Annotated in this window: 23 protein-coding genes and 1 tRNA gene; 21 read left to right on the top strand and 3 right to left on the bottom strand. The window is 65.4% G+C overall.

The window, feature by feature from the left end:
* Nucleotides 1–77: 77 nt before the first annotated feature.
* Nucleotides 78–1,229 (top strand): hypothetical protein, encoded by a 1,152-nt coding sequence (locus E5675_RS15030; protein WP_136175229.1) that lies wholly within the window; start codon nt 78–80, stop codon nt 1,227–1,229.
* 11 nt (nt 1,230–1,240) lie between these two features.
* Here E5675_RS15030 and E5675_RS15025 read toward each other — a convergent pair whose 3' ends face one another.
* Entirely contained in the window at nt 1,241–1,747 is a 507-nt protein-coding gene (locus tag E5675_RS15025) for an ECF-type sigma factor (RefSeq protein WP_136175228.1), read from the bottom strand.
* A 179-nt stretch (nt 1,748–1,926) separates the two neighbouring features.
* Between E5675_RS15025 and E5675_RS15020 the strand changes: the two genes are divergently transcribed.
* Complete coding sequence (locus E5675_RS15020; protein WP_136175227.1) at nt 1,927–3,657, top strand: YadA-like family protein; 1,731 nt, start codon at nt 1,927–1,929, stop codon at nt 3,655–3,657.
* Nucleotides 3,658–3,841: 184 nt separating this feature from the next.
* Entirely contained in the window at nt 3,842–4,216 is a 375-nt protein-coding gene (locus tag E5675_RS21515) for a nuclear transport factor 2 family protein (RefSeq protein WP_168707874.1), read from the top strand.
* Between the two features lie 112 nt (nt 4,217–4,328).
* Here E5675_RS21515 and E5675_RS15010 read toward each other — a convergent pair whose 3' ends face one another.
* Nucleotides 4,329–5,306: a LysR substrate-binding domain-containing protein gene (locus E5675_RS15010; RefSeq protein WP_136175225.1), complete on the bottom strand. Its 978-nt coding sequence runs from the start codon at nt 5,304–5,306 to the stop codon at nt 4,329–4,331.
* Nucleotides 5,307–5,547: 241 nt separating this feature from the next.
* Here E5675_RS15010 and E5675_RS21620 point away from each other — a divergent pair, with 241 nt between their 5' ends.
* From E5675_RS21620 to E5675_RS14990, 4 genes are all read left to right on the top strand, one after another.
* The gene (locus tag E5675_RS21620; RefSeq protein WP_210727544.1) at nt 5,548–5,742 is read left to right on the top strand and encodes a cupin domain-containing protein; all 195 of its coding nucleotides are present in this window, start codon (nt 5,548–5,550) and stop codon (nt 5,740–5,742) included.
* Between the two features lie 62 nt (nt 5,743–5,804).
* Entirely contained in the window at nt 5,805–6,611 is an 807-nt protein-coding gene (locus E5675_RS15000) for an MBL fold metallo-hydrolase (protein ID WP_210727543.1), read from the top strand.
* Between the two features lie 40 nt (nt 6,612–6,651).
* On the top strand, nt 6,652–7,815 hold the full coding sequence (locus E5675_RS14995; RefSeq protein WP_210727542.1) for an epoxide hydrolase family protein: 1,164 nt from the start codon (nt 6,652–6,654) through the stop codon (nt 7,813–7,815).
* 134 nt (nt 7,816–7,949) lie between these two features.
* Nucleotides 7,950–8,582, top strand: a complete 633-nt coding sequence (locus tag E5675_RS14990; RefSeq protein ID WP_136175222.1) for a LysE family translocator — start codon at nt 7,950–7,952, stop codon at nt 8,580–8,582.
* 464 nt (nt 8,583–9,046) lie between these two features.
* On the opposite strand, the gene E5675_RS14980 is transcribed toward E5675_RS14990, so the two are convergent.
* Nucleotides 9,047–9,133: transfer RNA gene (locus E5675_RS14980), tRNA-Leu, on the bottom strand.
* A 315-nt stretch (nt 9,134–9,448) separates the two neighbouring features.
* On the opposite strand from E5675_RS14980, the gene E5675_RS14975 reads away from it, so the two are divergent.
* From E5675_RS14975 to gspN, 14 genes are all read left to right on the top strand, one after another.
* A complete protein-coding gene (locus tag E5675_RS14975; RefSeq protein ID WP_136175220.1) occupies nt 9,449–11,017 on the top strand; it encodes a hypothetical protein in 1,569 nt (522 codons plus the stop codon).
* An 82-nt stretch (nt 11,018–11,099) separates the two neighbouring features.
* Nucleotides 11,100–13,799 (top strand): TonB-dependent receptor, encoded by a 2,700-nt coding sequence (locus tag E5675_RS14970; RefSeq protein ID WP_136175219.1) that lies wholly within the window; start codon nt 11,100–11,102, stop codon nt 13,797–13,799.
* A gap of 275 nt (nt 13,800–14,074) precedes the next feature.
* On the top strand, nt 14,075–14,950 hold the full coding sequence (locus E5675_RS14965) for a type II secretion system protein N (RefSeq protein WP_136175218.1): 876 nt from the start codon (nt 14,075–14,077) through the stop codon (nt 14,948–14,950).
* A 5-nt stretch (nt 14,951–14,955) separates the two neighbouring features.
* A complete protein-coding gene (gspD, locus tag E5675_RS14960) occupies nt 14,956–17,154 on the top strand; it encodes a type II secretion system secretin GspD (protein ID WP_136175217.1) in 2,199 nt (732 codons plus the stop codon).
* Nucleotides 17,151–18,644 (top strand): ATPase, T2SS/T4P/T4SS family, encoded by a 1,494-nt coding sequence (locus tag E5675_RS14955; protein WP_136175216.1) that lies wholly within the window; start codon nt 17,151–17,153, stop codon nt 18,642–18,644. The genes gspD and E5675_RS14955 overlap by 4 nt, the downstream gene beginning before the upstream one ends.
* Complete coding sequence (gspF, locus tag E5675_RS14950; RefSeq protein ID WP_136175215.1) at nt 18,637–19,851, top strand: type II secretion system inner membrane protein GspF; 1,215 nt, start codon at nt 18,637–18,639, stop codon at nt 19,849–19,851. Before E5675_RS14955 ends, gspF begins: the two co-directional genes overlap by 8 nt.
* 2 nt (nt 19,852–19,853) lie before the next feature.
* Nucleotides 19,854–20,360: a type II secretion system major pseudopilin GspG gene (gspG, locus tag E5675_RS14945; protein WP_136176511.1), complete on the top strand. Its 507-nt coding sequence runs from the start codon at nt 19,854–19,856 to the stop codon at nt 20,358–20,360.
* Nucleotides 20,335–20,817, top strand: coding sequence for a GspH/FimT family pseudopilin (locus E5675_RS14940; RefSeq protein ID WP_136175214.1), 483 nt, complete (start codon nt 20,335–20,337; stop codon nt 20,815–20,817). The genes gspG and E5675_RS14940 overlap by 26 nt, the downstream gene beginning before the upstream one ends.
* On the top strand, nt 20,807–21,172 hold the full coding sequence (gspI, locus tag E5675_RS14935) for a type II secretion system minor pseudopilin GspI (protein WP_348769804.1): 366 nt from the start codon (nt 20,807–20,809) through the stop codon (nt 21,170–21,172). The genes E5675_RS14940 and gspI overlap by 11 nt, the downstream gene beginning before the upstream one ends.
* Before the next feature lie 113 nt (nt 21,173–21,285).
* Complete coding sequence (gene gspJ, locus E5675_RS14930; protein WP_247594636.1) at nt 21,286–21,900, top strand: type II secretion system minor pseudopilin GspJ; 615 nt, start codon at nt 21,286–21,288, stop codon at nt 21,898–21,900.
* Nucleotides 21,897–22,904: a type II secretion system minor pseudopilin GspK gene (gene gspK, locus E5675_RS14925; RefSeq protein WP_136175211.1), complete on the top strand. Its 1,008-nt coding sequence runs from the start codon at nt 21,897–21,899 to the stop codon at nt 22,902–22,904. Before gspJ ends, gspK begins: the two co-directional genes overlap by 4 nt.
* A gap of 266 nt (nt 22,905–23,170) precedes the next feature.
* Nucleotides 23,171–24,316: a type II secretion system protein GspL gene (gene gspL / locus E5675_RS14920; protein ID WP_136175210.1), complete on the top strand. Its 1,146-nt coding sequence runs from the start codon at nt 23,171–23,173 to the stop codon at nt 24,314–24,316.
* A complete protein-coding gene (gene gspM / locus E5675_RS14915) occupies nt 24,313–24,795 on the top strand; it encodes a type II secretion system protein GspM (protein WP_136175209.1) in 483 nt (160 codons plus the stop codon). The genes gspL and gspM overlap by 4 nt, the downstream gene beginning before the upstream one ends.
* A complete protein-coding gene (gene gspN, locus E5675_RS14910) occupies nt 24,792–25,508 on the top strand; it encodes a type II secretion system protein N (RefSeq protein WP_136175208.1) in 717 nt (238 codons plus the stop codon). The genes gspM and gspN overlap by 4 nt, the downstream gene beginning before the upstream one ends.
* The last annotated feature ends 1 nt before the right edge of the window (nt 25,509 follow it).

The raw sequence follows: 25,509 nt of genomic DNA, 5'->3' as shown, positions 1-25,509 counted from the left end.
GGTCCGGCGGCGGCGCGTTCCAAGCCGCACGCTTCCGACCGGCGCTACGGAAGCCTGCCGATCATGAAGAGGTGAAGATGCCTAAATTGGTGAAGAAGGCGACAGGCCAGGTCCTGACCGACGTATCGTTCAGCCGGGTGGCGGGGAAAGCCGTCGTGCTGGGTGCCCGCGAGGCGTTGCAGAAGAAATATGACGCGCTGGGCGGCGCGCGGACCTTTGGCAAGCCGCCGCCGCCGATATCCGCGGGGCGCCGCTGGGATTTCGGCAACCAGTGCCTCGTTTACAACCACCGCGCCAAGGCGGCATTTCATATCAAGGGCGCCATCTATGCGAAGTGGAAGGCGCTGGGCAGCAAATGGCTTCCCGAAACCGACGAGATGACGACGCCCGACGGTGTTGGACGTTACAATCATTTCGACGGCGGTATATCGATCTATTGGTCGCCGATGTCGGGCGCCTGCGCGATCTGGGGCGATATCCGCAAACGCTGGGCCGAGCTGGGCTGGGAGCGATCTTACCTCGGCTATCCGACCAGCGACGAAGGCGACATCGACGAAGGCGGCCGGGCCAACAGTTTTCAGCATGGCTGGATCTATTGGTGGAAGGATATGGGCGCGATCGACCTGCGCGACATCGTCGTTACCTATGTAGGAATGCATGCCTATTCGGAATCCGACCAGGACCAGTCATCGGGATCGGATGAGCCTTATATGCTGTTGTCGGTCATCGCCCCGAAAAAGGACGTCGCGACGTTCCGGTCTCAGACGTACGACGGGGTCGACGATCGCACCGTGCGGTCGGACCGGGTCGAACTCTATCGTGGCCCCGCTTATGGGCTGACCATCGGCGTGGTCGGGATGGAACATGATTTCGGCAGCCCGGAAGGCAACCGCAAGGCGATCGAGCAAATCGTGATGACGAACCACGAGGTCGGCAAGTTCCTGCTCCAATTCATCCCGCTCGTTGGTCCGATTATCTCCAAGATCGCCGGGCCGGCTCTCGATGGGGTGATGCCCAAACTCGCGTCGGGGATCGCGGCCCTGCTCGATCTTCAGGACGATTTGATCGGCAGTGATACCATCGCGCTATCTACCAGACGGCTGGTGACGCTCGCCACGCGCGGCAATGTCTACAAGGCGGAAAAAATCCTGCCCTACAAGCTCGAAAGCGCGATGATGGCGGCGGGCGGGGCGCGGTACAAGGCGCTGTTCACAGTCGACCCGGCCTAGTCGGGGAGAGACTATTCGCCCGCCATCTCGCGATGGACCCAGGCGCGCGCCTGGGTCCATCGACGCCGCACGGTGCGTTCGCTGATGCCCATGACGTCGGCGGTTTCGGCTTCGCTGAGGCCGGCGAAGAACCGGCAGTCGATGAGCTTTGCGAGTTCGGCGTCGAGCGCCGCCAGTTCCTCCAGCGCCTCGCCGAGCGCGATCAGCTCGCGATCGTCTTCGGAAAAGACGATGTCGTGCGCCTCGCCGATCGGCATCGCGCGCACGCCGTCGCCGCGCTTTGCCGCCTTGCGCGCAAGCGCCGCGTTCACGAGGACATGGCGGATCGCGGTCGCGGCGGTGCCCAGGAAATGCTCGCGACTTTCCCAATCCTCGCGCTTGTAGAGCTTGATATAGGCTTCGTGCAGCACGGCGGTCGTCTGCAGCGTCATCGGCTGCCCGGCGCGGAAACGTTCGCGGCGCGCGATGTCGCGCAAATCGTCGTACAGCGTTTCCATGATGGCATTGGTGCGTATCATCGTGCGCGTCGCTCCACCGTTCGCGGTATTCCTTATCGCAAATGCTCATAAGCGACCAGCATCATGGAAAAATTCCGCGCGGGCTCCTTCGATCCTATGATTTTCCGGGCGCCCGCCCGCTCTAGCCGTGGCTCCTCTTCAACGCGCCGTACCCGGCGCATCGATCCAGGAGAAGGACAATGGGTAACAAGAGCAAACTCCTCGTCGCGGCTGCGCCGCTTGCGCTTGCCGGACTGGGGCTGATGCCGATCACCGCATCCGCCGCGCCACAGCCATGCGAATATGTCGCCGGCAGCGCGGGAGCCGACAACTCGCCGGGCAACGATGACGATACGCCGCCGACGATCGTGTGCGGCGAATCCTCATTCGGCGGAACCGGCTCGACCGTTGTCGGTCGCGGGGAAGTCAGCAATGGCAGCATCGGGATCGGGCAATTCGTCATCGTCGAGCCCGACACCAACTTCAGCGACACCAACATCTCCAACGGCGCCGTGTTTCCCGACGCCAGCGTCGGGATCGGGTATCGCACGCGCGTCGACGGCGATCGGAACGTCGCGGTCGGCGCCAATTCCCGGATCGGCGGCGTTTTCGGACAGTTCAACAGCGTCAGCAGGGCGACCGCGATCGGATCGACTACCCTGGTGCTCGGCGAGGGCGGCGTCGCGGTCGGCGCGTCTTCACAGGCAATAGCCGACGGCTCGACGGTCGTTGGTACGCAATCGGCCGCCGCCGGCGAAGGAGCAACCGTGCTCGGCTATCAGTCGGGCACCGCCTCCATCGGCGGTGTTGCCATTGGCCGGAACAGCCGTGTCAATGAGACGCAGTTCGGCACGATCAGCACGGTCGAAGTTCCCGACCTGGTGGGCGGGGTTGCGGTTGGCGATCGCTCGCGCGTCTCCGGCAACAATGGCCTCGCGCTCGGGGCCTATTCCGTCGTTGGTATCCGTAACGCCTTCGAACCGGTGGCCAATGGCACTGCGGTCGGTGCGGCGTCGAATGTCGCGGCGGAAGGGGGCACGGCGCTCGGCGCGCGAACAAGCGTTACCGGAGCGAACGGCATCGCGATCGGCAACGGTGTCGGCGTGGCCAACAGCGGTGCGATCGCGATCGGCGCGAGCAGCGCGGCGAGCGCCGACAATGCGACCGCGCTCGGTACCGGTGCGGTAGCGAGCGGGAGCAATGCGGTCGCGCTCGGGGCGGGGTCGGTCGCCGACCGGGCCAACAGCGTTTCGGTTGGCGCAGCGGGCGCCGAACGCCAGATCACCAATGTGGCGGCGGGCACGGCGGCCACCGACGCGGTCAACGTCGGCCAGCTCAACGCAGCCGTCGCCGGCGCGAACGGAAGCTCCGCTGCGGCGCAGACCACCGCCAACGCTGCGCTCGTCGATGCGGCTGCAGCCCAGGCGACGGCCGACGGTGCGCTGGCCGATGCCGCTGCGGCGCAAGGCACGGCGGACACGGCGATCGTGCGCGGTGGCACGCTCGGCCAAAGTGCGGCCGCCGCGCTCGGCGGCGGGGCGACCTATAACGGCGCGACGGGGATGATGACGGCACCGAGCTACGGCGTCCAGGGGGCGAGCTATGCCGATGTCGGTTCGGCGATCGGCGCGCTCGACAGCGGATTGACGCAGCTCAGTGGCCGCGTCGACCTGCTCGAACTCGCAAACGACCGCAGCTTCGATCGCGTGAATGGCGGCATCGCGGCGGCGATGGCGCTGGGCGGCACGATGGTCGTGCCCGACAGCGATGTGTCGGTGTCGTTCAACCTCGCCACCTATCGGGGCGAACAGGGCTTTTCGGGCGCCGTCGTCGTGCGCGCGGCGCCGCGTGTTTATGTCAACGGCGGTTTTGCCGGTTCGACCGTCAAGGGATCGACCGGCGGCAGGGTCGGCGTCGCGTTCGGGTTTTGATAGACCCGCTCCTATTTTCCTCGAGTCCGATGGGAGAGAGGGCGTTCGAGCTTTGAGCTCCAACGCCCTCTCAGCCTGCGATCTCCGCGCCGCAACAAAGTTGGTGCTTCTGCCGCCAGCGTGCTTCTCAGTCTCAGCCTCTCCGGCTATCGTTTCCTTCACGGACATTAAGGGAGCAGTATTCATGACCGGCAATGTCCACGACGCGGAGCGCCGACTGCGACTGGCCATGCTGGCAGGCAATGCGGAAGCGCTCGAGAATATGCTCGGCGAGCGCTTGATCTTCACCGACCAGAATGGGAACCGTTTGTCGAGGGAAGAAGATATAGCGGCGCACCGATCGGGCCTGCTCGACATTACGGCGATCGATTTTACAGGTGCTCCGGTCGTTCACGAATATGGCGACACGGCCACGGTGTGCGTTACCGCCGATCTTGCAGGTTCATATGGCGGGGCAGAATTCTTCGGCACATTCGCTTATTCGCGCGTCTGGCTGCGAACGGATGGCGAATGGAAGATTATCCTGGCGCATTGCTCGGCGCTTCCGTCGGAGGGTTAGCAATTCGCCAAGGCCCCGTGTCATGCTAATGTGTTCGGCCGCGAACCCTTTGCTCGACCGCGTCACGCGGACAAGGCCACCAGTCCGCAATTGGCCTCATCCAAATCTCTGTCTATCCAACGCCTTCCGCACGGCGGCGCTGCGAAGCTGCTTTGCCCTGCGCGTCAAAAGCTTGCGCGGCAATTTCGGGGAAGGCGCCGTTGAAATACGCCGTGGCTTCGGCGCCGATGGACCTCAATTCGTCGACCAGCGCGAGTATGTCCGGACGGCGTTCACCCGCACGGACGGCGAGATAATGTCCCCGCGTGCTGGCTATGGCCGGAAATGGTAGCGGCTGCAGGCTTTTGTCATAAAGTGCCGATGCCGCCATCGGCACGCGCAGCAAGATTACGCCAAGTTCCTGACGGGCGGCTTCGATCGCGACATCGTGATCAAGGAATTGGCGTTTCGATCCCAATAAGGCTCTTTGTATCCCCGCACGACGACCCCATTCCTGCCAATCCGAGCTGTCACCGTCGATTAGCAAAGTCTCTTTCATCAGATCCCGCGCTGAAATCCCGGCCAACCGCGCCGCGAGTTCAGGTGTGGCGGCGGGAATTGCGACGTCGGGGAAAAGGAGATGTGTATCGACACCGGGCCAAGATCCGGTGCCATATCGCACCGCGATGTCCATATCGCGGTTCTGGACTTGCGCCATACGATGCTCGGGAATGATTTCTATCGCGCGCGCGGGAGCGATCGGTTCGAGGCGGCGTAGCTGTGGCATCAGCCATAGCCGGACCATCGATGGAAGTGCGGATATGCGGATGGCGCCGGGATCGCGCCGGCTGCCAAGTTCGGATCGAAGAGCTTCGATCGCGCTTAGCGATCGCTCGGCGCGACGCAGGAAGATAATGCCTTGGGGCGTCGGCCGAACGCCGCGGCCGAGCCGTTCGAACACGGGCGTTCCAAGCCACTGTTCAAGTGAAAGTATCCGGCGACTGACGGCGCCGTGCGTTATTCCGAGGCGTTCCGCCGCAGCAGTCATCGAACCTGTTCGGGCGGCCTCTATCGCCGCGATCAACGCCTCCGAGGTCGGGATATTCAACAACTTCTACTCCTCAGCCCGATAGCAAGGAGTGAGTTTAGAACACAGAAGCATATCGCCTGACAAACTATCTCGACGATCTCCCGATAGATAGGAATGGCGGCGATCGGAGAAGAGATTCATGTTCCAGCCAAAAGGGCTCAGGCCCGTATCATTCGACAGTTGTGAAGCGATCGTCATCGGCCCTGGGTGTATTCGCCGCGATCTGCCCTCGCGTTCCGGCGTCCGCACATGGATTGTCGAAATGGCCCCCGGCAGCGAGTGGCCGCATGTCGACCATCATGGCGACGGGGGAGAGGACGTCTTCATTCTGGATGGGGAAGTTATCGAGGGCGACCAGCGGTTCGGTGTCGGCACCTATCTGCATTTCGATCCCGACAGCCAGCACCAGCCGCGGACGGAGATCGGCGTGCGGCTGATCGGGTTCAATCTCCTGTGACCTTGTCCTCGCCATACCAGATCGATGCAAGCTCAAGCCGGCGCCAAATGATCTGCGGTGGGATGGCTGCGGCAGCGACCGTCGCATCGTTAGGGCGCACTGCGGCGCGCGCGGCGGCGCCGCCGCAACTGCGTGTCCAACGCCTGGCCTGGGCGGGCATGCGCCTTCAGCTGCCTGCCGCGACATTGTTCATCGACCCCCTGATCGATCCGGCTGTCTGGGGTGCTTCGCTTTCCGACAAGCTGATTGCCGTGGACGATCCGGTCGGCGAAACTACCATTTTGATCACCCACAGGCATTCGGATCATGGCGACGCCGTCGCCATTGCAACAGCGCTGAAAAGTGGAGGGACGTTGGCATATGCCGCCGGCACCCCCACTTTCGGCGGGCTTCCGGCCAATGTGCGCCAGCGCTCGTGCCCCCTTTGGGAGCCGCAAATCTTCGGCGATTTTACTGCGACCCCGGTTCCTGCAGCCGATGGTTATGGCGATCTTCAGGTTTCATGGGTCGTATCGGGCGGTGGACGCAGAATATTCCATGGTGGCGACACGATGATGCACGGTAGCTGGTGGCGGATAGGCCGGCAGTTCGGTTCTTTTGACGCTGCGTTTCTTCCCATCAACGGTGCTGCCTTTTCATGGCGCAAGCCTGCGACGGACGAACCCGCCGTGCTCACGCCGAAACAGGCTGTTGCCGCGGCCACAATCCTTGGTGCGGAGCGGATCGTGCCGATCCATTACGGAGTTATTGGCGCCGACGGCTATTCGGAAGTGCCCGATCCCCTTGGCGCCTTGCGAGATGCGAGCCGGCTCGGTGGATCAGCCGTAACAATCCTGAAACCGGGCGAGTGGTTGAATTGGAAAACGTGACCGCTGTCGGAATGCTTTCCTCACCTTCCGGAATAAATCATTGTCCCGCTTCGAAATAAAGCCCTTCTCGCTGACCGTCGCAGAAGATGTCCTTGTCGACTTGCGGCATCGGCTCCGCGCCACGCGTTGGCCCGACGAAGTGAGTGCGCAAGCATGGCAATATGGTCCTCCGGTCTCCTACATGCAGGATGTCGTTCGATACTGGCTCGATCGATATGACTGGCGACAGCAAGAGGCGCGGATCAATGGATTCCATCAATATGTCACCGAGATCGACGAAATCGCGGTCCACTTCATTCACGAGCGAGGAATCGGACCAGACCCCATGCCGCTGGTGCTTACCCACGGTTGGCCCGGAAGCTTCGTGGAGATGTTGGGCATCATTCCGATCCTGACCGATCCCGTGGCCCATGGCGGACGCGCCGAAGATGCGTTTACCGTCATTGTTCCCTCGATACCCGGCCACGGCTTTTCGGGCCGTCCGACGAAACCAGGCATGAACTATTCGGTGGTCGCCGATATGTGGGTCACGTTGATGGAGCGGCTCGGTTACAGCCGATTCGGGGCACAGGGGGGCGACTGGGGATCGTGGGTCAGCGCTGCGTTGGCGTTGCAATACCCGGACCGCATTCGCGGCGTGCATCTGAACTATCTGTCGACCCGCTTCCGGCCGGACATAAGTTCCTCGGACCGGCCTATCGGCGACGAGGAGCAAGATTATCTCGACCGGGTCGGTAAATGGGCCGAAGCCGAAGGCGCCTATATCGCAATTCAGTCGACCAAGCCGCTGACCCTTGCGTACGGGCTCACCGACTCCCCGGCCGGGCTTGCGGCATGGTTGTTGGAAAAATTCAGATCGTGGAGCGATTGCGTATCGGTTCCGCAGGAGGCCATCGCATTGGACGATCTCTTGACGGACGTCATGATCTATTGGGTAACCGAGACAGCCCATTCTGCGGCGCGCTTCTATAGCGGCTCGCGGGAGCGTCCGTTTCATCTCGCGGCCGGTGAAAAGATATTGCCGCCGTGCGGCGTTGTGACCCTGCCGCGCGAATTGCCCATGCCGCCGAGGAGTTGGGCGGAGCGTGCCTTCAACATTGTCCACTGGACCAGCTTGCCACGGGGAGGGCATTTTGCAGCGTTCGAACAGCCCGAGCTGCTTGCCGACGACATACGCGCATTCTTTCGTCCTCTTCGAAAGTGATCAGCCGCGTAATCCGGAAACGGGTCGGGCAAGGGCCTTTTCAACGTTGCTGACGCAGAATGACCGGCGACTATCGGGAAACGCGAGGGAGACCGGTCGGTCTTCCGTGTATTGATCGCAAATGGAGAGGATATATGCCCGAACCGGCCAGCCTTTTGACCTTCGCCGCCATCGCTCTCGGCATGGTCCTGACACCTGGTCCGAACATGATCTATCTCATATCGCGGTCCATCGCTCAGGGTAAGGACGCCGGCTTGATTTCTCTGGGTGGTATTGCGCTGGGTTTCGTTTTCTACATGCTTTGTGCGGCGTTTGGCATCACCGCCCTCGTGATGGCGGTGCCCTTTGCCTATGATGCGATCCGCATCGCGGGGGCGCTCTATCTGCTATGGCTCGCCTGGCAGGCGGTTCGCCCCGGAGGACGCACGCCCTTCGAGGTCAGGAGCCTGCCTCACGACGGCCCCCGCAAGCTTTTTCTCATGGGGTTTCTGACCAATTTGCTGAATCCCAAGATCGCCGTGATGTATTTGTCCTTGCTGCCGCAGTTCATCGATCCGGCGCATGGCAGCATATTGGGGCAGGCGCTTGTTCTGGGCGTGACTCAGATCATCATCAGCATATTCGTCAACGCCGTAATTGCGATCTCCGCCGCGTCGATCGCCGTGTTTCTGACGCGGCGTCCGACATTCGCCATCGTGCAGCGCTGGATGATGGGAGCGGTGCTCGCCGGTCTCGCCGTCAGGATGGCGACGGAAGCTCGCCGATAGGCTGGTCTGTCGTAGCGGGGTCTTGCGTGGCGTGCGAGCGGATATGATCCCATACCCAACGGCCAGCGCATCAACCTAGCGCATGGTTTTGTTACCAAAAAGCAACTGGACGAGCGCGCCTACGGTATCGACTTGCTGGAACTTCGATTTGCGAATGACACGGTGACCTGATCGCTCGCTCTTCTGACCCAAGGCATTGGCCTTCGAATGTCTGGCGACAGTATCACCGGTATCCGGCAAGCCGACTCCCGGAGACCCTCCGAACCAGCGGAACGGACCCAGCTCCAGCGTGTGCGGATCATAATCGAACCACACCACGCAGCCGGATGGTTTGACTGCCAGCCTGGTGTTAAACGTCTCTCGCCCCAATCGGTTGGAGCCCACTCCACAAGTCGCACGGAACCGCGCCGCTTTGCGGCTGGGCTCTTTCACCTTGCTAGAATTGACAGTCCCGCAGGACTATATGGTGCGGTCGAGAAGACTCGAACTTCCACGGCCTTTCGGCCACAACGACCTCAACGTTGCGCGTCTACCAGTTCCGCCACGACCGCACATCATGATGGTCCGGATCGGGTCCGGCACCAGGTAGGAGCGGGCGCCTAGCAAAGCTTTTCGGGCGATGCAAGCGAGCATGGCGCGATTTATTTTTGCGGGGGCGAACCGCGGCGCCGGTGGCCGCTGCCGCGCGGTCCTGCGCTTGTCACCAAATCGACTCAAAAGAGTCACGCAACTGTCACCGCTCTGGCGTCAGACCGTCATCGAATCACCCTAGTGGCGGCGTCACCGGGGGCGAGGGGCAGTTTCGCTCGCCCGCGGCATGTTTTTCATCAGGGGCGCTGCGGCGCACACCGGGAACGGAGATTTTCATGGCGGCTTTCGCACGCATTCGTTTGGTCATGCTCAGCGGCGTGGCCTGTTCTATCCTGGCCGCCTGCGGTGCCGATGGCGTTGCCTCGCCCGGCGAAGGCGTGATTGTCATTCCCGCGCCCACCCCCACGCCCACCCCGACGCCGACCCCCACCCCGACGCCGACCGGCGTGACCCCGGCCGCGAACTGCCCGACGATCGCCGGTCCCGACCAGTTGTCGAACCTCGGCACGATCAGCGGCCCCGGTGGCGAATGGCGCAATTGCGGCTTCCCCGCGCGCTTCACTGCGACGACGGCAATCCCCAAGGTCGCAGGCGTGATCTATTCGCTTCCCGGCCGCGTCGATGTCGGCACCGACCAAGGTGCTGCGAGCACCAACACCGTCGCGACGCTGACGATCGACCCGGGCGTCACCATCTTCGGTTCGACGGGCGTGTCCTATCTGGTCGTCAACCGCGGCAACAAGATCGACGCCGTCGGCACCCCGACGCAGCCGATCATCTTCACTGGACGCGGCAATGTCGTCGGTTCGGCGGGTGACGATACGTCGCAGCTCTGGGGCGGTGTCGTCCTGCTCGGCCGTGCGCCGGTCACCGACTGCCTCGCACCCGGCGCCGCCGAAGGCACCGTCGCTTGCGAACGCGACACCGAAGGCACGTCGAACGCGCTCTATGGCGGTGCGCAGCCGGCGGACAATTCGGGCCGCATGTCCTATGTCCAGATCCGCTTTTCGGGCTTTGTCCTCAGCGCCGACAAGGAGCTTCAGGGCCTGACCCCGTCGGGTGTCGGTTCGGGCACCCAGTTCGACCATATCCAGATCCACAACAGCTCGGACGATGGCATGGAAGTCTTTGGCGGCCGCCCGAACTTCAAGCATATGATCGTCACCGGCGCCGAGGATGACAGCTTCGACACCGACGTCGGTTACAAGGGCAACATCCAATATGCGATCGCGATCGGCCGCGCCGGCGGCACCGTCGGCGACTCGATGATGGAAATCGACTCGGACGGCAACGAACAGGCGGTTCCGCGTCAGAATGTGACGATCTCGAACTTCACCTTCATCCACCGCAACGCGACCAACAGCAATGCGGCCGCGATCCGCATCCGCGGCGGTGCCGACTACACCTTCGCGAACGGCCTGCTGACGAGCGATACGTCGTGCTTCCGCATCGACAGCACGTCGACGACGCAGACGACGGGCACCGACGAACAGGGGCCGCCGCGCTTCTTCTCGGTCTCGGCGAAGTGCAGCGCCGCCCGCCCGTTCCGCGGCGGCGGCAGCCCGGCCGTGACCGATGCCGAAGTCCAGGCGATCTTCACCGCCGGTACGAACAACCGCTTCGACTACACGCCCAGCCTGACCAGCCTGTTCATCAACGGCGCGACCGAGACGGGTTTCGCCGCGTTCGACGCCAAGACGATCAACGCCTTCTTCGACACGACGGCCTATGTCGGCGCGGTCCGCGACGCGAACGACACCTGGTACCAGGGCTGGACCTGCAATTCGGCGACGGCGGACTTCGGCACGTCGAGCGGCAGCTGCAGCGCCATCCCGACGACCTGATCGCTCGCGATCCAAACGGGGAGCGGGCACGCCTGACGGGCTGGCCCGCTCCCTTCCTGCATATTCCTTGGGGATTTTCACCATGACAAAGCGGCCGATCTTCGCCAGCCTGCTTCTCCTTAGTTCCGCGCTCGTCGCGCCCGCCGCGCTCGCGCAGGACGCCGGCGCCGAACCGGCTGCCGATACGCCGCCCGCCGCCGATGCCGCGGCTGCCGACGACACGACGGCGCTCGAAGAAGAAGAAGCGGACATTTCGATTCCGGGCGGCGCCGATCAGGAAATCGTCGTTACCGGGCGCTACACCCCCAATATCGTCCGTGCGACGCCCGAAGTCGTGTCGTCGCTGTCGTCGGCCGACATCGCGCGCACCGGCGAAGGCGATATTTCGGGCTCGCTCCAGCGCGTCACCGGCCTGTCGGTCGTCGGTGGCGGTTTCGTCTATGTCCGCGGTCTCGGCGACCGCTATTCGCTGGCGCTGCTCAACGGTTCGCCGCTGCCCAGCCCCGAACCCTTGAAGCGCGTCGTTCCGCTCGACATCTTCCCCACCAACGTCATCGACTCGACGCTCGTGCAAAAGAGCTTCTCGGTGAACTTTCCCGGCGAATTCGGCGGCGGCGTGATCAACCTCACGACCAAGGCTACCCCGCGCGAAACCTTCCTCACTTTCTCGGGCGGCATCGGCTGGGACAGCGAGACGACCAACGAGCTTGGCTATACCTATTATGGCAGCGACAGTGACTGGACGGGCTTCGACGACGGCACGCGCGACGTTCCGCCGCTGCTGAGCGCCGCGCTGAAAAGCGGCAAGCCGATCCTCGAAGGCGCCGATTTCTCGCAGGACCAGCTCGAAGCGATCCAGATGGAGCTGGTGAACGCCGAAACCACGCTGCTGCAACAGAACAACCATATCCCGGTGAACTGGTCGGCGGGCATCACCGGCGGCACCACGATCCAGCTTCCCGATGGCGAACTCGGAATCATCGCGACCGCGGGCATCAGCAACAAGTGGCGCACGCGCGACACGTTGCAGCAGACCTCGGTCAACGACGACCTCTCGGGCGACCCACAGACGAGCTATAACCGCGTCATCACCGACAATCGCGTCGTGGTGAACGGGCTGCTCGGCTTCGGGCTCGAACTCGGCGATCACAAGATCCGCTGGACCAACCTTTATATCCGCGACACGTTGAAGCAGGCGCGCCTTGCGCTCGGCACCGACGCCAACCAGTCGGACCGCGACATCCTGAAGCAGGATACGGCCTGGTACGAGCGCCAGCTGATCAACACGCAGCTGGTCGGCGAATTCAAATTCGACCGGCTGAAGCTCGACCTGCGCGGCGCCTACGCCAATTCGCAGCGCGAGGCGCCCTATGAGCGCGGCTTTACCTATGTCCGCACCAACCAGCCGGGCGACCCGGTGGGCGACAAGTTCGTCAACGACCTCGGCGGCAACCGCGGCGACGCGACGATCGCTTTTTCCGACCTCAACGAGGATCTGTGGTCGGGCGGGGTCGACCTGTCGTACGAAATCGCGCCGCGCATCTCGGCGACGGTCGGCTATGCCTACACCGACACGCACCGCATTTCGGAACGCCGCACCTTCCAGTTCCGCGCTTCGAACCTGCCGATCGAGGTGCAGCAGCTGCGCCCCGACTATCTGCTATCCGACGCGACGATCCAGCTGTACGACATCTCGCTGCTCGAAACCTCGGCGCAGGACGGCACGGCGGCCTTCGATGCGAAGCTGACCACCCATGCCGGCTATGCGCAGGTCCAGGCCGAGCTGGTGGCGGGCGTCAACGTCAACGCCGGCGTGCGCTACGAAGAGGCGAAGCAGACCGTCGTCCCGATCGACCTGTTCGGCACCGGATCGTCGGCGATCGTCGAAACCAACCTCGACAATGATTACTGGCTCCCCGCCGTCACGCTGACCTGGGAAGTCGCGCCCGATATGCAGCTGCGCCTCAACGGGTCCAAAACGATCGCCCGCCCGCAGTTCCGCGAACTGGTGGCACAGGTCTATCAGGACCCCGAATCGAACCGTCTGTTCCGCGGCAACCCGTCGTTGACCGACAGCGAGCTGTGGAATGCCGAAGCGCGTTACGAATGGTATTTCGACAAGGACCAGCGCCTGACGGTCGCCGGCTTCTACAAGTCGATCGACAATCCGATCGAGACCTATACCTCGATTTCGGACTCGTCGGTGAACAGCAGCTACGCCAATGCACCGAAGGCGACCCTGTATGGCGCCGAGGTCGAGGTGCAGAAATATGTTCCGCTCGACACGCTGTCGGATTCGCCCTTCTGGCAGAGCCGCCGTCTCGTGCTGATCGGCAACTACACCTACACCAAATCGGAGATCAAGGTCGGCGACGGCGACACGACCGTCATCAACGGCGTGGTTCAGGATGCGGCGAACTTCTTCTTCGACGGCGCGCCGCTCACCGGTCAGTCGGACCATCTGGTCAATTTCCAGATCGGGCTCGAAGATCAGGACAAGCTGTCGCAGCAGACCCTGCTCTTCACCTATGCCAGCCCGCGCGTGACCAGCCGCGGTCCGTCGGGCCAGCCCGACCTCAAGGAAAAGCCCGGTATCCAGCTCGATTTTGTCGCGCGGCAGGGGATCAACCTGCTCAACAAGGAAATCGAACTGAAGTTCGAGGCGCGCAACCTCACGGGGCGCAAATATCAGGAAGTCCAGACGTCGGGCGACAACAAGATCTTTTTCAACCGCTACAAGCTGGGCCGGACCTTCTCGCTCAGTGCTTCGATCAAATTTTGAGGCGTAACCTCCCCCCTGCCGCGAAGCGGTGGGGAGGGGGACCGCGCGCGTAGCGCGTGGTGGAGGGGCTCGGGCGCGGCCCCACGGCCCCTCCGTCAGCCCTGCGGGCTGCCACCTCCGCACCGCTTTGCGGCAGGGAGGATCATACCCCGCCCACCGCACCGGACTCGCCCGGCTGACAAAAAACTGTAATCTTGCCGTCAACTGATTGTCACCAATCGCCCCTAGGCGATTCGCGAGACCGCTTCTTCAGTTTGGGGGACAGGGAAAACTTCATGGCAACGCTGATGTCCGGATCGGCCGTTCGGCTGCCGCGCGCGCTGCCTTCATGGCTCCGCGTCCGCAGGCGGACCCCGCGCGAAATCTGGCCGCACCTGCTCGTCGGTCTGCTCGGCGCGCTCCTGGTCTGGCAAGGCGTCCGCCTGCTGTGGACGCTGCTGACGCCGCTGTCGCCGCTCGGCGCATGGCAGCCGCAAACCGCCGTCATCGCATCGCCCGCCGAACGGCGCGCGCTTTTCACCAGCCTCGATCCCTTTTTCCGCGGCCAAATCCAGGGTCCCGCCGCCGCGACCGTGACCTCGGCGGGGCTCACCCTCTTCGGGATCAATCTCAACGAAGCGACGGGTGGCGGTTCGGCGATCATCGCGGGCGAGGACGGGGTGCAGACGAGCTACGCCGTCGGCGACGAGATCGCGCCGGGCCTGAAACTCGCCGGCGTTGCGTTCGACCACGTGCTCCTCGACCGTGGCGGCGCGCGCGAAAGCCTGTTTCTCGACCAGAGCGGCGAGGCGCCCGTCGCCGCCGCGGGGACCGCGCTTCCGGCGCCGACGCCCGAAATCGGCGCGGCGCCGTCGGCCACCAGCGGGGAAATGACCCCCGCGGCGATCAAGGCGGGCGTCGCCTTTGCGCCGCGCACCGAGGAGGGCCGCGTCACCGGCATCGTGGTTCAGCCGCAGGGCGACGGGGCGACCTTCCGCGCTGCGGGCCTCCGCCCCGGCGACGTCATCCGCTCGGTCGGCGGCCGCCCGATCACCTCGGCCAGCGACGTCGCGGGGCTCGCCAATCAACTGGCCCCGGGCGGGCGCCTCGCGCTCGAGGTCGAACGCGGCGCCAGCGTCGTTCCCGTCGCCATCTTCCTTTCAAAGAATTAGGTTCTATGCGTCTCAAACTGTCCTTGATGCTCGCCGCCGCGCTCGTTTCCGCCACCCCGGCACCCGCGGTCGCCCAATATACGCTGAACGTGCGCGATGCGGACATTCGCGCCTTCATCCAGGATGCGGCGCGGATCACCGGGCGCACCTTCGTCATCGACGGGCGCGTCAACGGCAAGGTGTCGGTCGTCACCGACCGGCCGCTGTCGCGCAGCGAATATTTCGAGATTTTCCTCGCGACCCTGCGTTCGAACGGCCTGGTCGCGGTGCCGGGCCCGAACGGCAGCTACCGCGTCCAGCCGATCGACGGCGCCGCGGCACAGCCCGGCCGCATCGGCAGCGGCGGCGCGGCGCAGAACCAGTTCGTCACCGAAATCATCCGTCTGAGGCACATCGACGCGGTTGCGGCGGTCGAAACGCTGCGCCCGCTCGTCAGCGCGCAAGGCTCGCTCACCGCGAACCGCAACGCCAACAGCCTCGTCGTCGCCGACTTTGCCGACAATATCCGCCGTATCCGCGCGCTCGCGAGCAGCATCGACCGCGACAGCTCGAGCAGCCAGATCGTCACGCTAAAGAACGCCGGGGCACGCGAAATCGCCGCCGCGCTCGCCGCGCTTGTCCCCGCGGCGGGGGAGGGCGCGCGCGCGCCGGTTGCGATCGTCCCGATCGACAGCAGCAACGCGATCGCGCTCAGGGGCGACCAAGCGCTCGTCGCGCGCTTCGTCGCGATGGCGAACGATCTCGATGCGAAGGCGGCCGGCGGCACCGAACTGCGCGTCTATTGGCTCGAACACGCCAATGCCGAAACATTGCTGCCGACGCTCCAGCAGCTGATCGGCGGCGGCAGCGATCCGGCGCAAAAGGTAGGGCTGCCGCCGGCGTCCTCATCGACCTCGTCTTCGGACGGTGGTAGCGCACCCGCCCCGGCCGCCGCTGCGCCCGCCTCGACCGGCGCAGGCGGCAGCGGCAGCATCTCGACGCGCGGCCCGGCGATCGTCACGCGCTACGAAGGCGCAAACGCGATCATCGTCGCCGCGAACAGCGAAGTGCAGCGGATGCTCGGCGAACTGATCCGCCAGCTCGACAGCCGGCGCCAACAGGTTCTCGTCGAGGCGATCGTCGTCGAGATCGGCGACGATGCCGCGAAGCGCCTCGGCGTCCAGTTCCTCCTGGGGGGCAAGAATATCCCGTTCGTCGCGACCAGCTACAGCAATGCGCAGCCGAACATCCTGACACTGGGCGGCGCCTATGCTGCGACCAAGCTCACCGAGGACAAGACGACGGTCGACGGCGAAACCGTCGTTACCCAGACGACGAGCGCACTCGGCAACAGCCTGCAGGAAGCCGCCGCCGCGTCGCTGCTCGGCGCGAGTGGCGGTTTCGCCGGCTTCGCGGGCGACATCGGCAAGAATACGGTCTTTGGCGCGATCATCAACGCGGTGAAATCGGATACGACGTCGAACCTGCTCGCGACCCCTCATATCGTCACGCTCGACAATCAGGCGGCGAAATTCCTCGTCGGGCAGGAAGTGCCGATCACGACGGGCGAAGCGCTCAGCGACAATTTCGACGAAGCCTTCCGCACCGTCCAGCGCGAAGAGGTCGGCATCAAGCTCGACGTCACGCCGCAGGTCAACGGCGCGGGTGAGGTCAAGCTCTTCCTCCGTCAGGAAGTGTCGAGCGTCGCGGGGCCGGTGTCGTCGCGCAACAGCGACCTCATCATCAACAAGCGTGCGTTCGAAACCGTGCTGACCGTCGACGACGGCGAGATTCTCGCGATCGGCGGCCTGCTCAACGATGACGAGCGCAAGACGATCGAGCGCATCCCGCTCCTCAGCGATATTCCGCTGATCGGCGAATTGTTCAAATCGCGCAGCCGGACGCGATCGAAGACCAACCTGATGGTCTTCATCCGCCCGACGATCCTCAAGAGCCGCGAAGACAATGCCACGCTCACCGCGCGCCGCTACGGCTATATCCGCGACTTCCAGCTTCAGCGGAATCCCGATGTCGAACCCGCGATCGACACGCTGGTGCGCGACTATATGGGGACGACCCCGCCGTCGTCCCCGACGCCGGCCGACGTGACGGTCGGCCCGGTCAACCTGCCCGAACTGCGCCGCCCCGATGGCAGCGTGGTGACGACCGATGTTCCGCCCTCGACGTCCGAGGCGCCCGCGTCCCCTGCCGGAGACTATCCGTGACCGACATCGAACCGGCGGCGCCTCCCCCGGCGCCGGTTGATATTCCTTATGGTTTCGCGCGCGCGCATGGCGTCGTCATCGCGCCGGGCGAAAACGGCGTCTGGCTCGCGACGCTGCGCGAGGGCAGCGATCCCGCCGTGCTGATCGAGGTCAAACGCTATCTCGCGCAGCCGCTGCGCGTCGCGACCGCCGACGTCGCCGATTTCGACCGGCTGCTTTCGGATCATTATGCGGTCGACAGTTCGGCCGCCGCGATGGCGGGGTCGATGGGCGACGGCGATCTCGACCTCGGCATCCCGAGCGCGGAGGATCTGCTCGACAGCGCCGACGATGCCCCCGCGATCCGCCTGATCAACGCGATCATCGCGGAGGCAGTGCGGCAGGGGGTCAGCGACATCCATATCGAGCCATATGAAAGCGGGCTCGTCGTGCGCATGCGCGCCGACGGCGTGCTCCGCGAACATCTGCGCATGCCGCCGCACGTCGCCCCCGTCGTCGTCAGCCGTATCAAGGTCATGGCGCGCCTCGACATCGCCGAACGCCGCGTGCCGCAGGACGGCCGCATCGGCCTGACGCTCGCCGGCAAGGCGGTCGACGTCCGCGTTTCGACCTTGCCCAGCCGCGCGGGCGAGCGCGTCGTGATGCGTATTCTCGACAAGGACAGCGCCGGGATCGACTTCGACGTGCTCGGGCTGTCGGGTGCCGCCGACCAGATATTGCGCGAGGCGCTCGCCGAACCCAATGGCATCATCCTCGTCACCGGCCCGACAGGCTCGGGCAAGACGACGACGCTCTACGCCGCCTTGAAGCAGCTCAACGACGGCCAGCGCAACATCCTGACCGTCGAGGATCCGGTCGAATATGCCGTCGACGGGGTCGGCCAGACGCAGGTGAACGCCAAGGTCGGGCTCGATTTCGCCGCGGGCCTCCGCGCGATCCTGCGCCAGGATCCCGACGTCGTGATGGTCGGCGAAATCCGCGACCGCGAGACCGCCGACATCGCGGTGCAAGCCTCGCTCACCGGCCACCTCGTCCTCTCGACCGTCCATACCAATGACGCTGTCGGCGCAATAACGCGACTTAAAGATTTGAAAGTAGAGCCTTTTCTTCTGGCATCGACCCTCCGCGCCGTCCTAGCGCAGCGCCTTGTGCGCAAACTTTGCGACAATTGCCGCGAACCGGTCCAGGCCGACAACAGCGTCGCCGCGATGCTCGGCCTCGACATCGGCACGGTGATCTGGCGCCCCAAAGGCTGCGAGGCGTGCGGCGGAACCGGCTTCAAGGGCCGCATCGGCGTGTTCGAGGCGATCAAGGTCGACGAGACGGTGCGCCGCTACATCTACGCCGGCGGCGACGAGGCGATGATCGCCAAGCACGCCTTCCTCAAATCGCCGACGCTCGCCTCGGCGGCGCGGTCGATGGTCGCCAAGGGGCTGACGACCGCAGAAGAGGCGATCCGCATCGCGCGGCGCGAGGATGTCGATGCCTGATTATCGCTATGTGGCGATCGATCCGCAGGGCCGCGAGCGCAAGGGACGGCTGACCGCCGCGAACGACGAGGCCGCGCGCGCCGATCTGGTGCGGCGGAAATTCCACATCGTCGCGGTCGAAGCCGCCGGAGCGAAACCCGCCGGCCGCTCGCTGCTCGCGTTCCGCAAGACCAAACTTTCAGCCAAGGAACTGGCGCTTTTCACCCGCCAGCTCGCGACGCTCGCCGAGGTCGCGCCGCTCGAAGAGGCGCTGCGCACGTTGACGCGTCAGAGCGAGGCCGAAAGCGCGCGTGCGATTATCGGCGACGTCCACGCCGGACTGCTCGAAGGCCGCCGTCTCGCCGACGCGATGGGGCGCCAGCCCGCCAGCTTTCCCCCGCTCTATCGCGCGATGGTCGCGGCGGGCGAAACGACGGGGAGCCTCACCATGATCCTCGCGCGCCTCGCCGATCTGCTCGAGCGCCAGGCCGAAGTGCGCGGCAAGCTGATCGCCGCGCTCGCCTATCCGATCGTGCTCGCGGTCGTTGCGATCGGGGTGGTCGCGGCACTGATGATCTTCGTCGTCCCGCGTGTCGTCGAGCAGTTTACCGACACCGGCCAGCAGCTGCCTTTCCTGACCCGCGCGGTGATCGCCATCTCCAGCTTCGCCGCCAATTGGTGGTGGCTGATCGCGCTGCTGATCGCCGCCGCCGCATTCGGCTGGACCGCCGCGCTGCGCCGTCCGACGTTCAAGGCGGCGGTCGACGCCCGCCTTCTCCGCCTGCCGCTTTTGGGACGCCTTCTCCGCGACCTTTACGCGGCGCGCTTCGCGCGTACGCTGTCGACGATGGTGTCGAGCCGCCTGCCGCTCGTCGAAGGGCTGAAATTGACGGTGCCGACGATCCGCAATGCCGCGCTCGCCGGCGCGACCGCCAATATCGTCGATCAGGTGCGCGCCGGCGGCGGTCTTTCGGCCGCGCTCCGCGATGCCGGCGTCTTTCCGCCGCTGCTCGTGTATATGACCGCCAGCGGCGAAAGCGCGGGCCGGCTCGAAGTGATGCTCGAACGTGCCGCCGATTATCTCGAACGCGAATTCGACCGCTTCACGGCCGCGTCGATGGCGCTTCTCGAACCTGTCATAATTGTCGTTATGGGGTCGTGCGTTGCCCTTATCATCCTCGCCATTCTGCTTCCGATCCTTCAGTTGCAGAATCTAGCCGGACTATGAAAATGTCGCTGATGAAGCTATTCCTCCACCTGATGCTCGATACATCCTTTTCGGATCGGGGCCGTCCCCCCGTGCACCGCCGCCGCAAGAAGGACGAGCGCGGCTTCACGCTGACCGAACTCATGGTCGTCATCTTCATCATCGGACTGCTCGCGACCGTGGTGATGATCAACGTCCTGCCGAGCCAAGACCGCGCGATGGTGACCAAGGCGAAGGCCGATATCGCGACGCTCGAAAATGCGCTCGAACAATATCGCCTCGACAATCTGGTCTATCCAGCCTCCACCGACGGGCTGAACGCGCTCGTCACCGCGCCTCCGGCGCTGGCCCAGCCCGAACGCTATCGCCGCGGCGGCTATATCAAGAAACTGCCCGCCGATCCGTGGGGGCGCCCCTATAATTATCAGGCGCCGGGGCCGAACGGGAAGGCGTTCGACGTCTGGTCGCTCGGTGCCGACGGCGCCCCCGGCGGGACCGACGATAATGCGGATATTCGCAGCGACGCCTGAGGCGCGCCCGCGTCCTCACGCCAACGGCTTCACCCTCGTCGAACTGATGGTCGTGCTCGCGATCGTGGCGCTTGCCGCGACCGCGGTCGTGCTCACCATTCCGGGCGAGGAACGCACGGTGCGCAGCGAAGCCGACCGGCTCGCGGCGCGCCTCGCCGCGGCGCGCGATGTCGCGGTGATCGAGGGGCGCGGCGTCGCGGTCAATTTCGCGCCCTCGGGCTATGGGTTCGAACGGCGGATTGCCGGTGAATGGCAACCATTGCCGGGCCGTGCCTTCGAACAGCGAAACTGGCCCGGCGACGTCCGCTTCGCTGCGGGTGACGGACGCGGCGCGGCGCGGCTGCTCTTCGACCGCGTCGGCACCAGCCCGACGCCGCAGGCCATCGTGCTCGCGGGGGGGGATGCGCGCGAGGTCGTCCGCGTCTCCGCGACGGGGGAGGTCAGCCGTGGCCGGTGAGCGTGAAAGCGGATTTACGCTGCTTGAAATGCTGGTCGCGCTCAGCGTCATCAGCATAGCCGCACTCGCGCTCGTCCGCCTCGACGCCTATGCGGTGCGCACCGCGGGCGACCTCGACGAAAGCACGATGGCGGGCATCGTCGCGCAAAACCGCGCGGTCGAGTTATGGACCGACCCCGCGCCGCCGACGATCGGCAACAGCGCGATCGGCGTCGCCAATGCCGGGCGCAACTGGCGCGTCGAACAGCGCGTCGCCAAGACCGCCGACGACGCGTTGCTGCGCATCGATCTGCTCGTGCGACCCGAAAGCGGGCGGGGACAGGCAGCGTTGACGATCATCCGGCCGTCGCGATGAGATTGGGCGTCGTGTCTATTTTCCCGTTCGCCCTGAGCTTGTCGAAGGGCCGTTCCTTCTTTGCGAAGTCGAAAAGGAAGAACGGTGGTTCGACACGCTCAGCACCGACGGACGTGGGGGCAGCGCTAAACGGCTTCACCCTCGTCGAGATGCTCGTCGCGCTCTCCATTTTCGCGGCGATCGCGGCGATGGGCGTCGCTCTCCTGCGCAGCAGCGTCGACACGCAGGACGCGGTGCAGGAACGGCTCAAGGCGATGGGCGGGATCAACCGGCTCCGTGCAGTGATGGCGAACGATCTCGCGCAGGCCGTCCAACGCTCGACGCGCGGTCCGGCGGGCGAGGCCATTCCGGCCTTCATCGGATCGTCGAACGGGTTTGCCTTCGTTCATGGGGGCGCGGGCGCACTCGCTGGTAGCCCGCGTCCCGACGTCGAACGTGTCGGCTATGCACTTATAGGGGGCGAGTGGCGCCGCGCGACGCAGCCGATGCTCGACGGCACCGCGCTCGGCGACGGCGACCGGCTCGTCGACGAGGTTGCGGCGGTGGCGGTGCGCTATCGCGACGAACGGGGCGCTTGGAACGAAAACTGGACGTCGGAGCCGGGCGACCGGTTGCCCCGCGCGGTCGAGGTGCGGCTGACGCGCGTCGGGCGCGAGGCGCTCGCGATGACGTTCCTGACGGCTCCGACCCTTCCGCCGCCGCCCGCCGCCGAGGTGCCGGCACCATGAAGCGTCAGAGCGGGGATGAGCGCGGCGCGGCGCTGCTCAGCGTATTGCTGCTCGTCGCGGTGATGGCGGTGATCGCGGCGACCGCGCTCGACCGCTTGACGCTCGCGACGCGCATAGCGGGCAGCGCGGCGACGGTCGATCAGGGGCGTGCCTATGCCTTTGCCGCCGAACAGATTGCGCTGCGCCGGGTCGCCGATCTCGTCGGGCGCGACCCGGCCAAGCTGACGCTCGCCGGCAATTGGCTAGGCCGCGATTTCACGCTGCCGCTGCCCGGCGGCGAAGCGCGGGCGAAGCTCACCGATGCGAACAATTGCTTCAACCTCAACAGCCTCGTTGCCGAAACGGTGCCGGGACGGTTCAGCCAGCGGTCGGGCGCGATGCGCCAGTTCGGCGAATTGATGACGCTGCTCGGCATCGAAACGGGTGAGGCGCAGGCGATTGCGGGCGCAGCGGCCGACTGGATCGACAGCGACAGCAACGAAGGCCGGCTGGGCGCCGAGGATAATGTCTATCGATCGATGCAGGGCGCCTATCTGCCCGCCAACCGCAAGATGGCCGATGTCAGCGAATTGCGCGCGGTGCGCGGGGTCACCCCGAAGATCTATGCGCGGCTGAGGCCCTGGATCTGCGTGCTGCCGGTGACCGATCCAGTAAAGCTGAACGTCAATACGCTTGCGCCCGAACAGGCGCCGCTGGTCGCGATGCTGCTGCCCGGCGAAATCGGTATCGCCGACGCACGGGCGGCGCTGGCGGCGCGCCCCGCGGGCGGCTATGGCAGCAGTGTGCGATTCTGGGAGGCGAGTGTGTTCGAAGGCCGCAAGCCGCCGAACGATGTCGCCGAACAGGCGGGCGTGACCAGCCGCTGGCTTGCGCTGACGACGAACGTGACGATGGGGGACGGTTTCTTGACCGCAGTTTCGCTGATCGATGCCAATGGCGGAGCGCCGTCTGCCGGAATGACACCGCCGGTGATCGTGCGCCGCGATTGGGGCGAGGCGGACTAGGGCATGAATCCGCATACGGCACCGTCGAGGTTTGAAGCGATTTTGTTCAGGGCAAGGAAGCGAGACGCAGGCATATGAGTATATTCCAAGGCTCGCTGACGCAGCCATGGACAAAATCGGTCAAATCCCGGAGGGACGCCGAAATGGCTTCGATCTCGTCTCCGCGCGGCCTTGCAGACGGAACCACCGTCCGCTGCGGCCACGCGAAGCCGATATCTTCGCCATTTCGGCGCCTCGACGGCGCCGTATGCGGATTCATGCCCTAAATGTCGCGCACGCTGGTTCTCTGGCTGCCCCCGGTGGCAGCGCTCGGCGAGGAAGGTGCGCCGCACCCCGCGTGGCTGCGCATCGATGATGGCGTGATCGTCGATTCGGGACAGGACGACGGCTGGGTCGGCGCCTGGGAAAAACCGGAGGACGACGATGCCGACGACCGGCTGGTCGCGCTGGCGCCCGCGGCCGACGTGCCGCTGCGCTGGCTCCACTATCCCGACGCCGCACCCGCGCAAGCCGCCGCCGCGGCGCGGATCGACGTGCTGAAAGACAGCTTGGGCGATGCGGCATCGCTGCATGTCGTCACGGGTCAGCCGGCGAGCGAGGGGCAGGCCGTCCCGGTGGCGGTCACGACCCATGCCGCCATGGCCGCGTGGACCGACTGGCTGAAGGCGCGCGATCTGGCGCCCGTCGCCGTCATCCCCGCCGCCGCCGCGGTGCCGCCGCCCGAGCCCGATATGCTGTGGACCGCAGAGGTCGGCGGCGAGCAGATCGTGCGCAGCGCCGACCGCGCCTATCGCTCGGATCCCGAGCTCGACGCGCTGATTGCGGGTAGCCATGACATCGCCCCGCTAGACCCCGACAAGATGCGCGAGGCGCTGCTGCTAACGCTCGCCGCGCCGCCGCTCGATCTGCTCAGCGGCGGATGGAAGCCCAAGCGAAGCTGGGCCGTCGATCCGGCGCTGCTGCGGATAGCGAAATATCTGCTGATCGCGCTCGTCGTCTTGAGCCTGCTCATTCCCGTCGTCCATGCGGTGCGGCTCGTTTCCGATACCGGCCGCGCCGACGAGGCGGTCGTGGCGATGGCGAAAAAGGGCGGCGTGACGGCGAGCGACGCCGCCGCAGCGGAGGCGGAACTCGACCGCCGCCTTGCGGCCGCCGGCGGCGGACCGCTCGCTTTCTCGGTTCCGGCCTCGGCGCTTTACGATGCGATGAGCGATGCACCCGGCGTGTCGCTCAAAACCCTGTCGCACCGCACCGACGGGACGTTGACGACGACGCTCGCGGCGCCGCGCGTCGAGGATATCAACCAGGTGCTGTTGGCGCTGCAAGCGCGCGGTTACCGCATCACCGCGCAGCCGATGGCGGGCAGCGATGGCCAGCAGATGGCCAATATAACGATCCGGGCGGTACCATGACCGACAAGCTCAAAAATTGGTGGAGCGGCCTTTCGCTACGCGAACGCTGGCTTGTCGGCGTTGCGGGCGTGCTGGCGCTTGGCGTGCTCGTCTGGGGTCTCGCCCGTCCCGCGGTTGCCGCGTTCATCGATCTCGAAAGCCGGCATCGCGCGGCGATCGAGCGCGAGGGACGGGTCAAGGCGAAGGTGCAATTGCTCGCCCGACGCCCGGCGAAATCGGTCGCGACGGCGGTCGATGCCGTGGCAGTCGACCAGTATCTTGCGCAATCGGCGGGTGAGATCGGGCTGACGCTCGACCGCAACGAAGCGCGGGGCGCCGGGCAGGCGACGATCGCCATCGCGACCGCCAAGGCGCCGGTGTTGATCGATTGGCTTGCTTCGCTCGAAGCGCAGGGCTTCGTCGTCGATCAACTGACGATCACCCCCGCCGCCGATGGCACCGTCGGGTTGACCGCCGAACTTCGGAAGGGCGGGCGATGACGGCGCGCAGAGGATGGGTCATCGCTGGGGTGGTGTTCGCGCTGCTGCTGCTCATTGCGACCTTTCCGATGCGGCTCGCGCTTGCCTCGTCGGGCGCGACCGATGCGGGGGTTGCGGCGCGCGACGTTCGCGGCTCGGTGTGGTCGGGCGAACTCGTCGAAGCGCGGTTCGGAGCCTTGCCGCTCGGCACGGTACGCGCAAGCCTCTCGCCGATCGCGCTTCTCGGCGGGAATGTCGAGCTGGCTTTCGCGCGCACCGACGACAGATTGGGGGCGCTCGCCGGGCGCCTCCATGGCAGCGATCCGCGCGGAGTGTCCGATGTCAGCGGCACGACGGCGATGGCGGGCGGGCTGGGCGCGGTCCCGGTGGACAGGATCAGCTTCGAAGGCGCGACGGTGCGTTTCGACGATACGGGCAAATGCGTCGTCGCCGGCGGCCGGATCCGGCTTGTGGTCAGCGCGCCCATCGCGGGCCTCGATCTGTCGCGCGGCCTGTCGGGTCCGCTCAGCTGTGCGAACGGGCGTGCGCAAGCTGCACTTGCCAGCCAGTCGGGAATGGAACGGCTGACGCTGTCGTTCGACGGCAGCGGCGCGTATCGCGCGCAATTCGCGATCAATGTCGACCGCGACCCGGCAATGGCCGCGGCGCTAGCCGCGCTGGGGTTCCGCGCCGGCGTAGGCGGCTTCGTGCTGGCGACCGCGGGCCGCTTCTGAC

This window comes from Sphingopyxis sp. PAMC25046 (assembly GCF_004795895.1).
Classification (GTDB): domain Bacteria; phylum Pseudomonadota; class Alphaproteobacteria; order Sphingomonadales; family Sphingomonadaceae; genus Sphingopyxis.
Note: the sequence above shows the minus strand (reverse complement) of the source record. Positions and strands in the feature narration are given on the sequence as shown.

Bases quoted from the DNA above. Each gene is read 5' to 3' on its own strand.
- E5675_RS14970 (WP_136175219.1), top strand. From the start codon at position 11,100: ATGACAAAGCGGCCGATCTTCGCCAGCCTGCTTCTCCTTAGTTCCGCG.
- E5675_RS21620 (WP_210727544.1), top strand. From the start codon at position 5,548: ATGGCCCCCGGCAGCGAGTGGCCGCATGTCGACCATCATGGCGACGGG.
- gspL (WP_136175210.1), top strand. From the start codon at position 23,171: ATGTCGCGCACGCTGGTTCTCTGGCTGCCCCCGGTGGCAGCGCTCGGC.
- E5675_RS15025 (WP_136175228.1), bottom strand. From the start codon at position 1,747: ATGATACGCACCAATGCCATCATGGAAACGCTGTACGACGATTTGCGC.
- gspK (WP_136175211.1), top strand. From the start codon at position 21,897: ATGAAGCGTCAGAGCGGGGATGAGCGCGGCGCGGCGCTGCTCAGCGTA.
- E5675_RS15020 (WP_136175227.1), top strand. From the start codon at position 1,927: ATGGGTAACAAGAGCAAACTCCTCGTCGCGGCTGCGCCGCTTGCGCTT.
- E5675_RS15000 (WP_210727543.1), top strand. From the start codon at position 5,805: ATGGCTGCGGCAGCGACCGTCGCATCGTTAGGGCGCACTGCGGCGCGC.
- gspM (WP_136175209.1), top strand. From the start codon at position 24,313: ATGACCGACAAGCTCAAAAATTGGTGGAGCGGCCTTTCGCTACGCGAA.
- E5675_RS14975 (WP_136175220.1), top strand. From the start codon at position 9,449: ATGGCGGCTTTCGCACGCATTCGTTTGGTCATGCTCAGCGGCGTGGCC.
- E5675_RS14940 (WP_136175214.1), top strand. From the start codon at position 20,335: ATGCGGATATTCGCAGCGACGCCTGAGGCGCGCCCGCGTCCTCACGCC.
- E5675_RS14965 (WP_136175218.1), top strand. From the start codon at position 14,075: ATGGCAACGCTGATGTCCGGATCGGCCGTTCGGCTGCCGCGCGCGCTG.
- gspF (WP_136175215.1), top strand. From the start codon at position 18,637: ATGCCTGATTATCGCTATGTGGCGATCGATCCGCAGGGCCGCGAGCGC.
- E5675_RS21515 (WP_168707874.1), top strand. From the start codon at position 3,842: ATGACCGGCAATGTCCACGACGCGGAGCGCCGACTGCGACTGGCCATG.
- E5675_RS15030 (WP_136175229.1), top strand. From the start codon at position 78: ATGCCTAAATTGGTGAAGAAGGCGACAGGCCAGGTCCTGACCGACGTA.
- gspD (WP_136175217.1), top strand. From the start codon at position 14,956: ATGCGTCTCAAACTGTCCTTGATGCTCGCCGCCGCGCTCGTTTCCGCC.
- gspG (WP_136176511.1), top strand. From the start codon at position 19,854: ATGTCGCTGATGAAGCTATTCCTCCACCTGATGCTCGATACATCCTTT.
- E5675_RS14990 (WP_136175222.1), top strand. From the start codon at position 7,950: ATGCCCGAACCGGCCAGCCTTTTGACCTTCGCCGCCATCGCTCTCGGC.
- gspN (WP_136175208.1), top strand. From the start codon at position 24,792: ATGACGGCGCGCAGAGGATGGGTCATCGCTGGGGTGGTGTTCGCGCTG.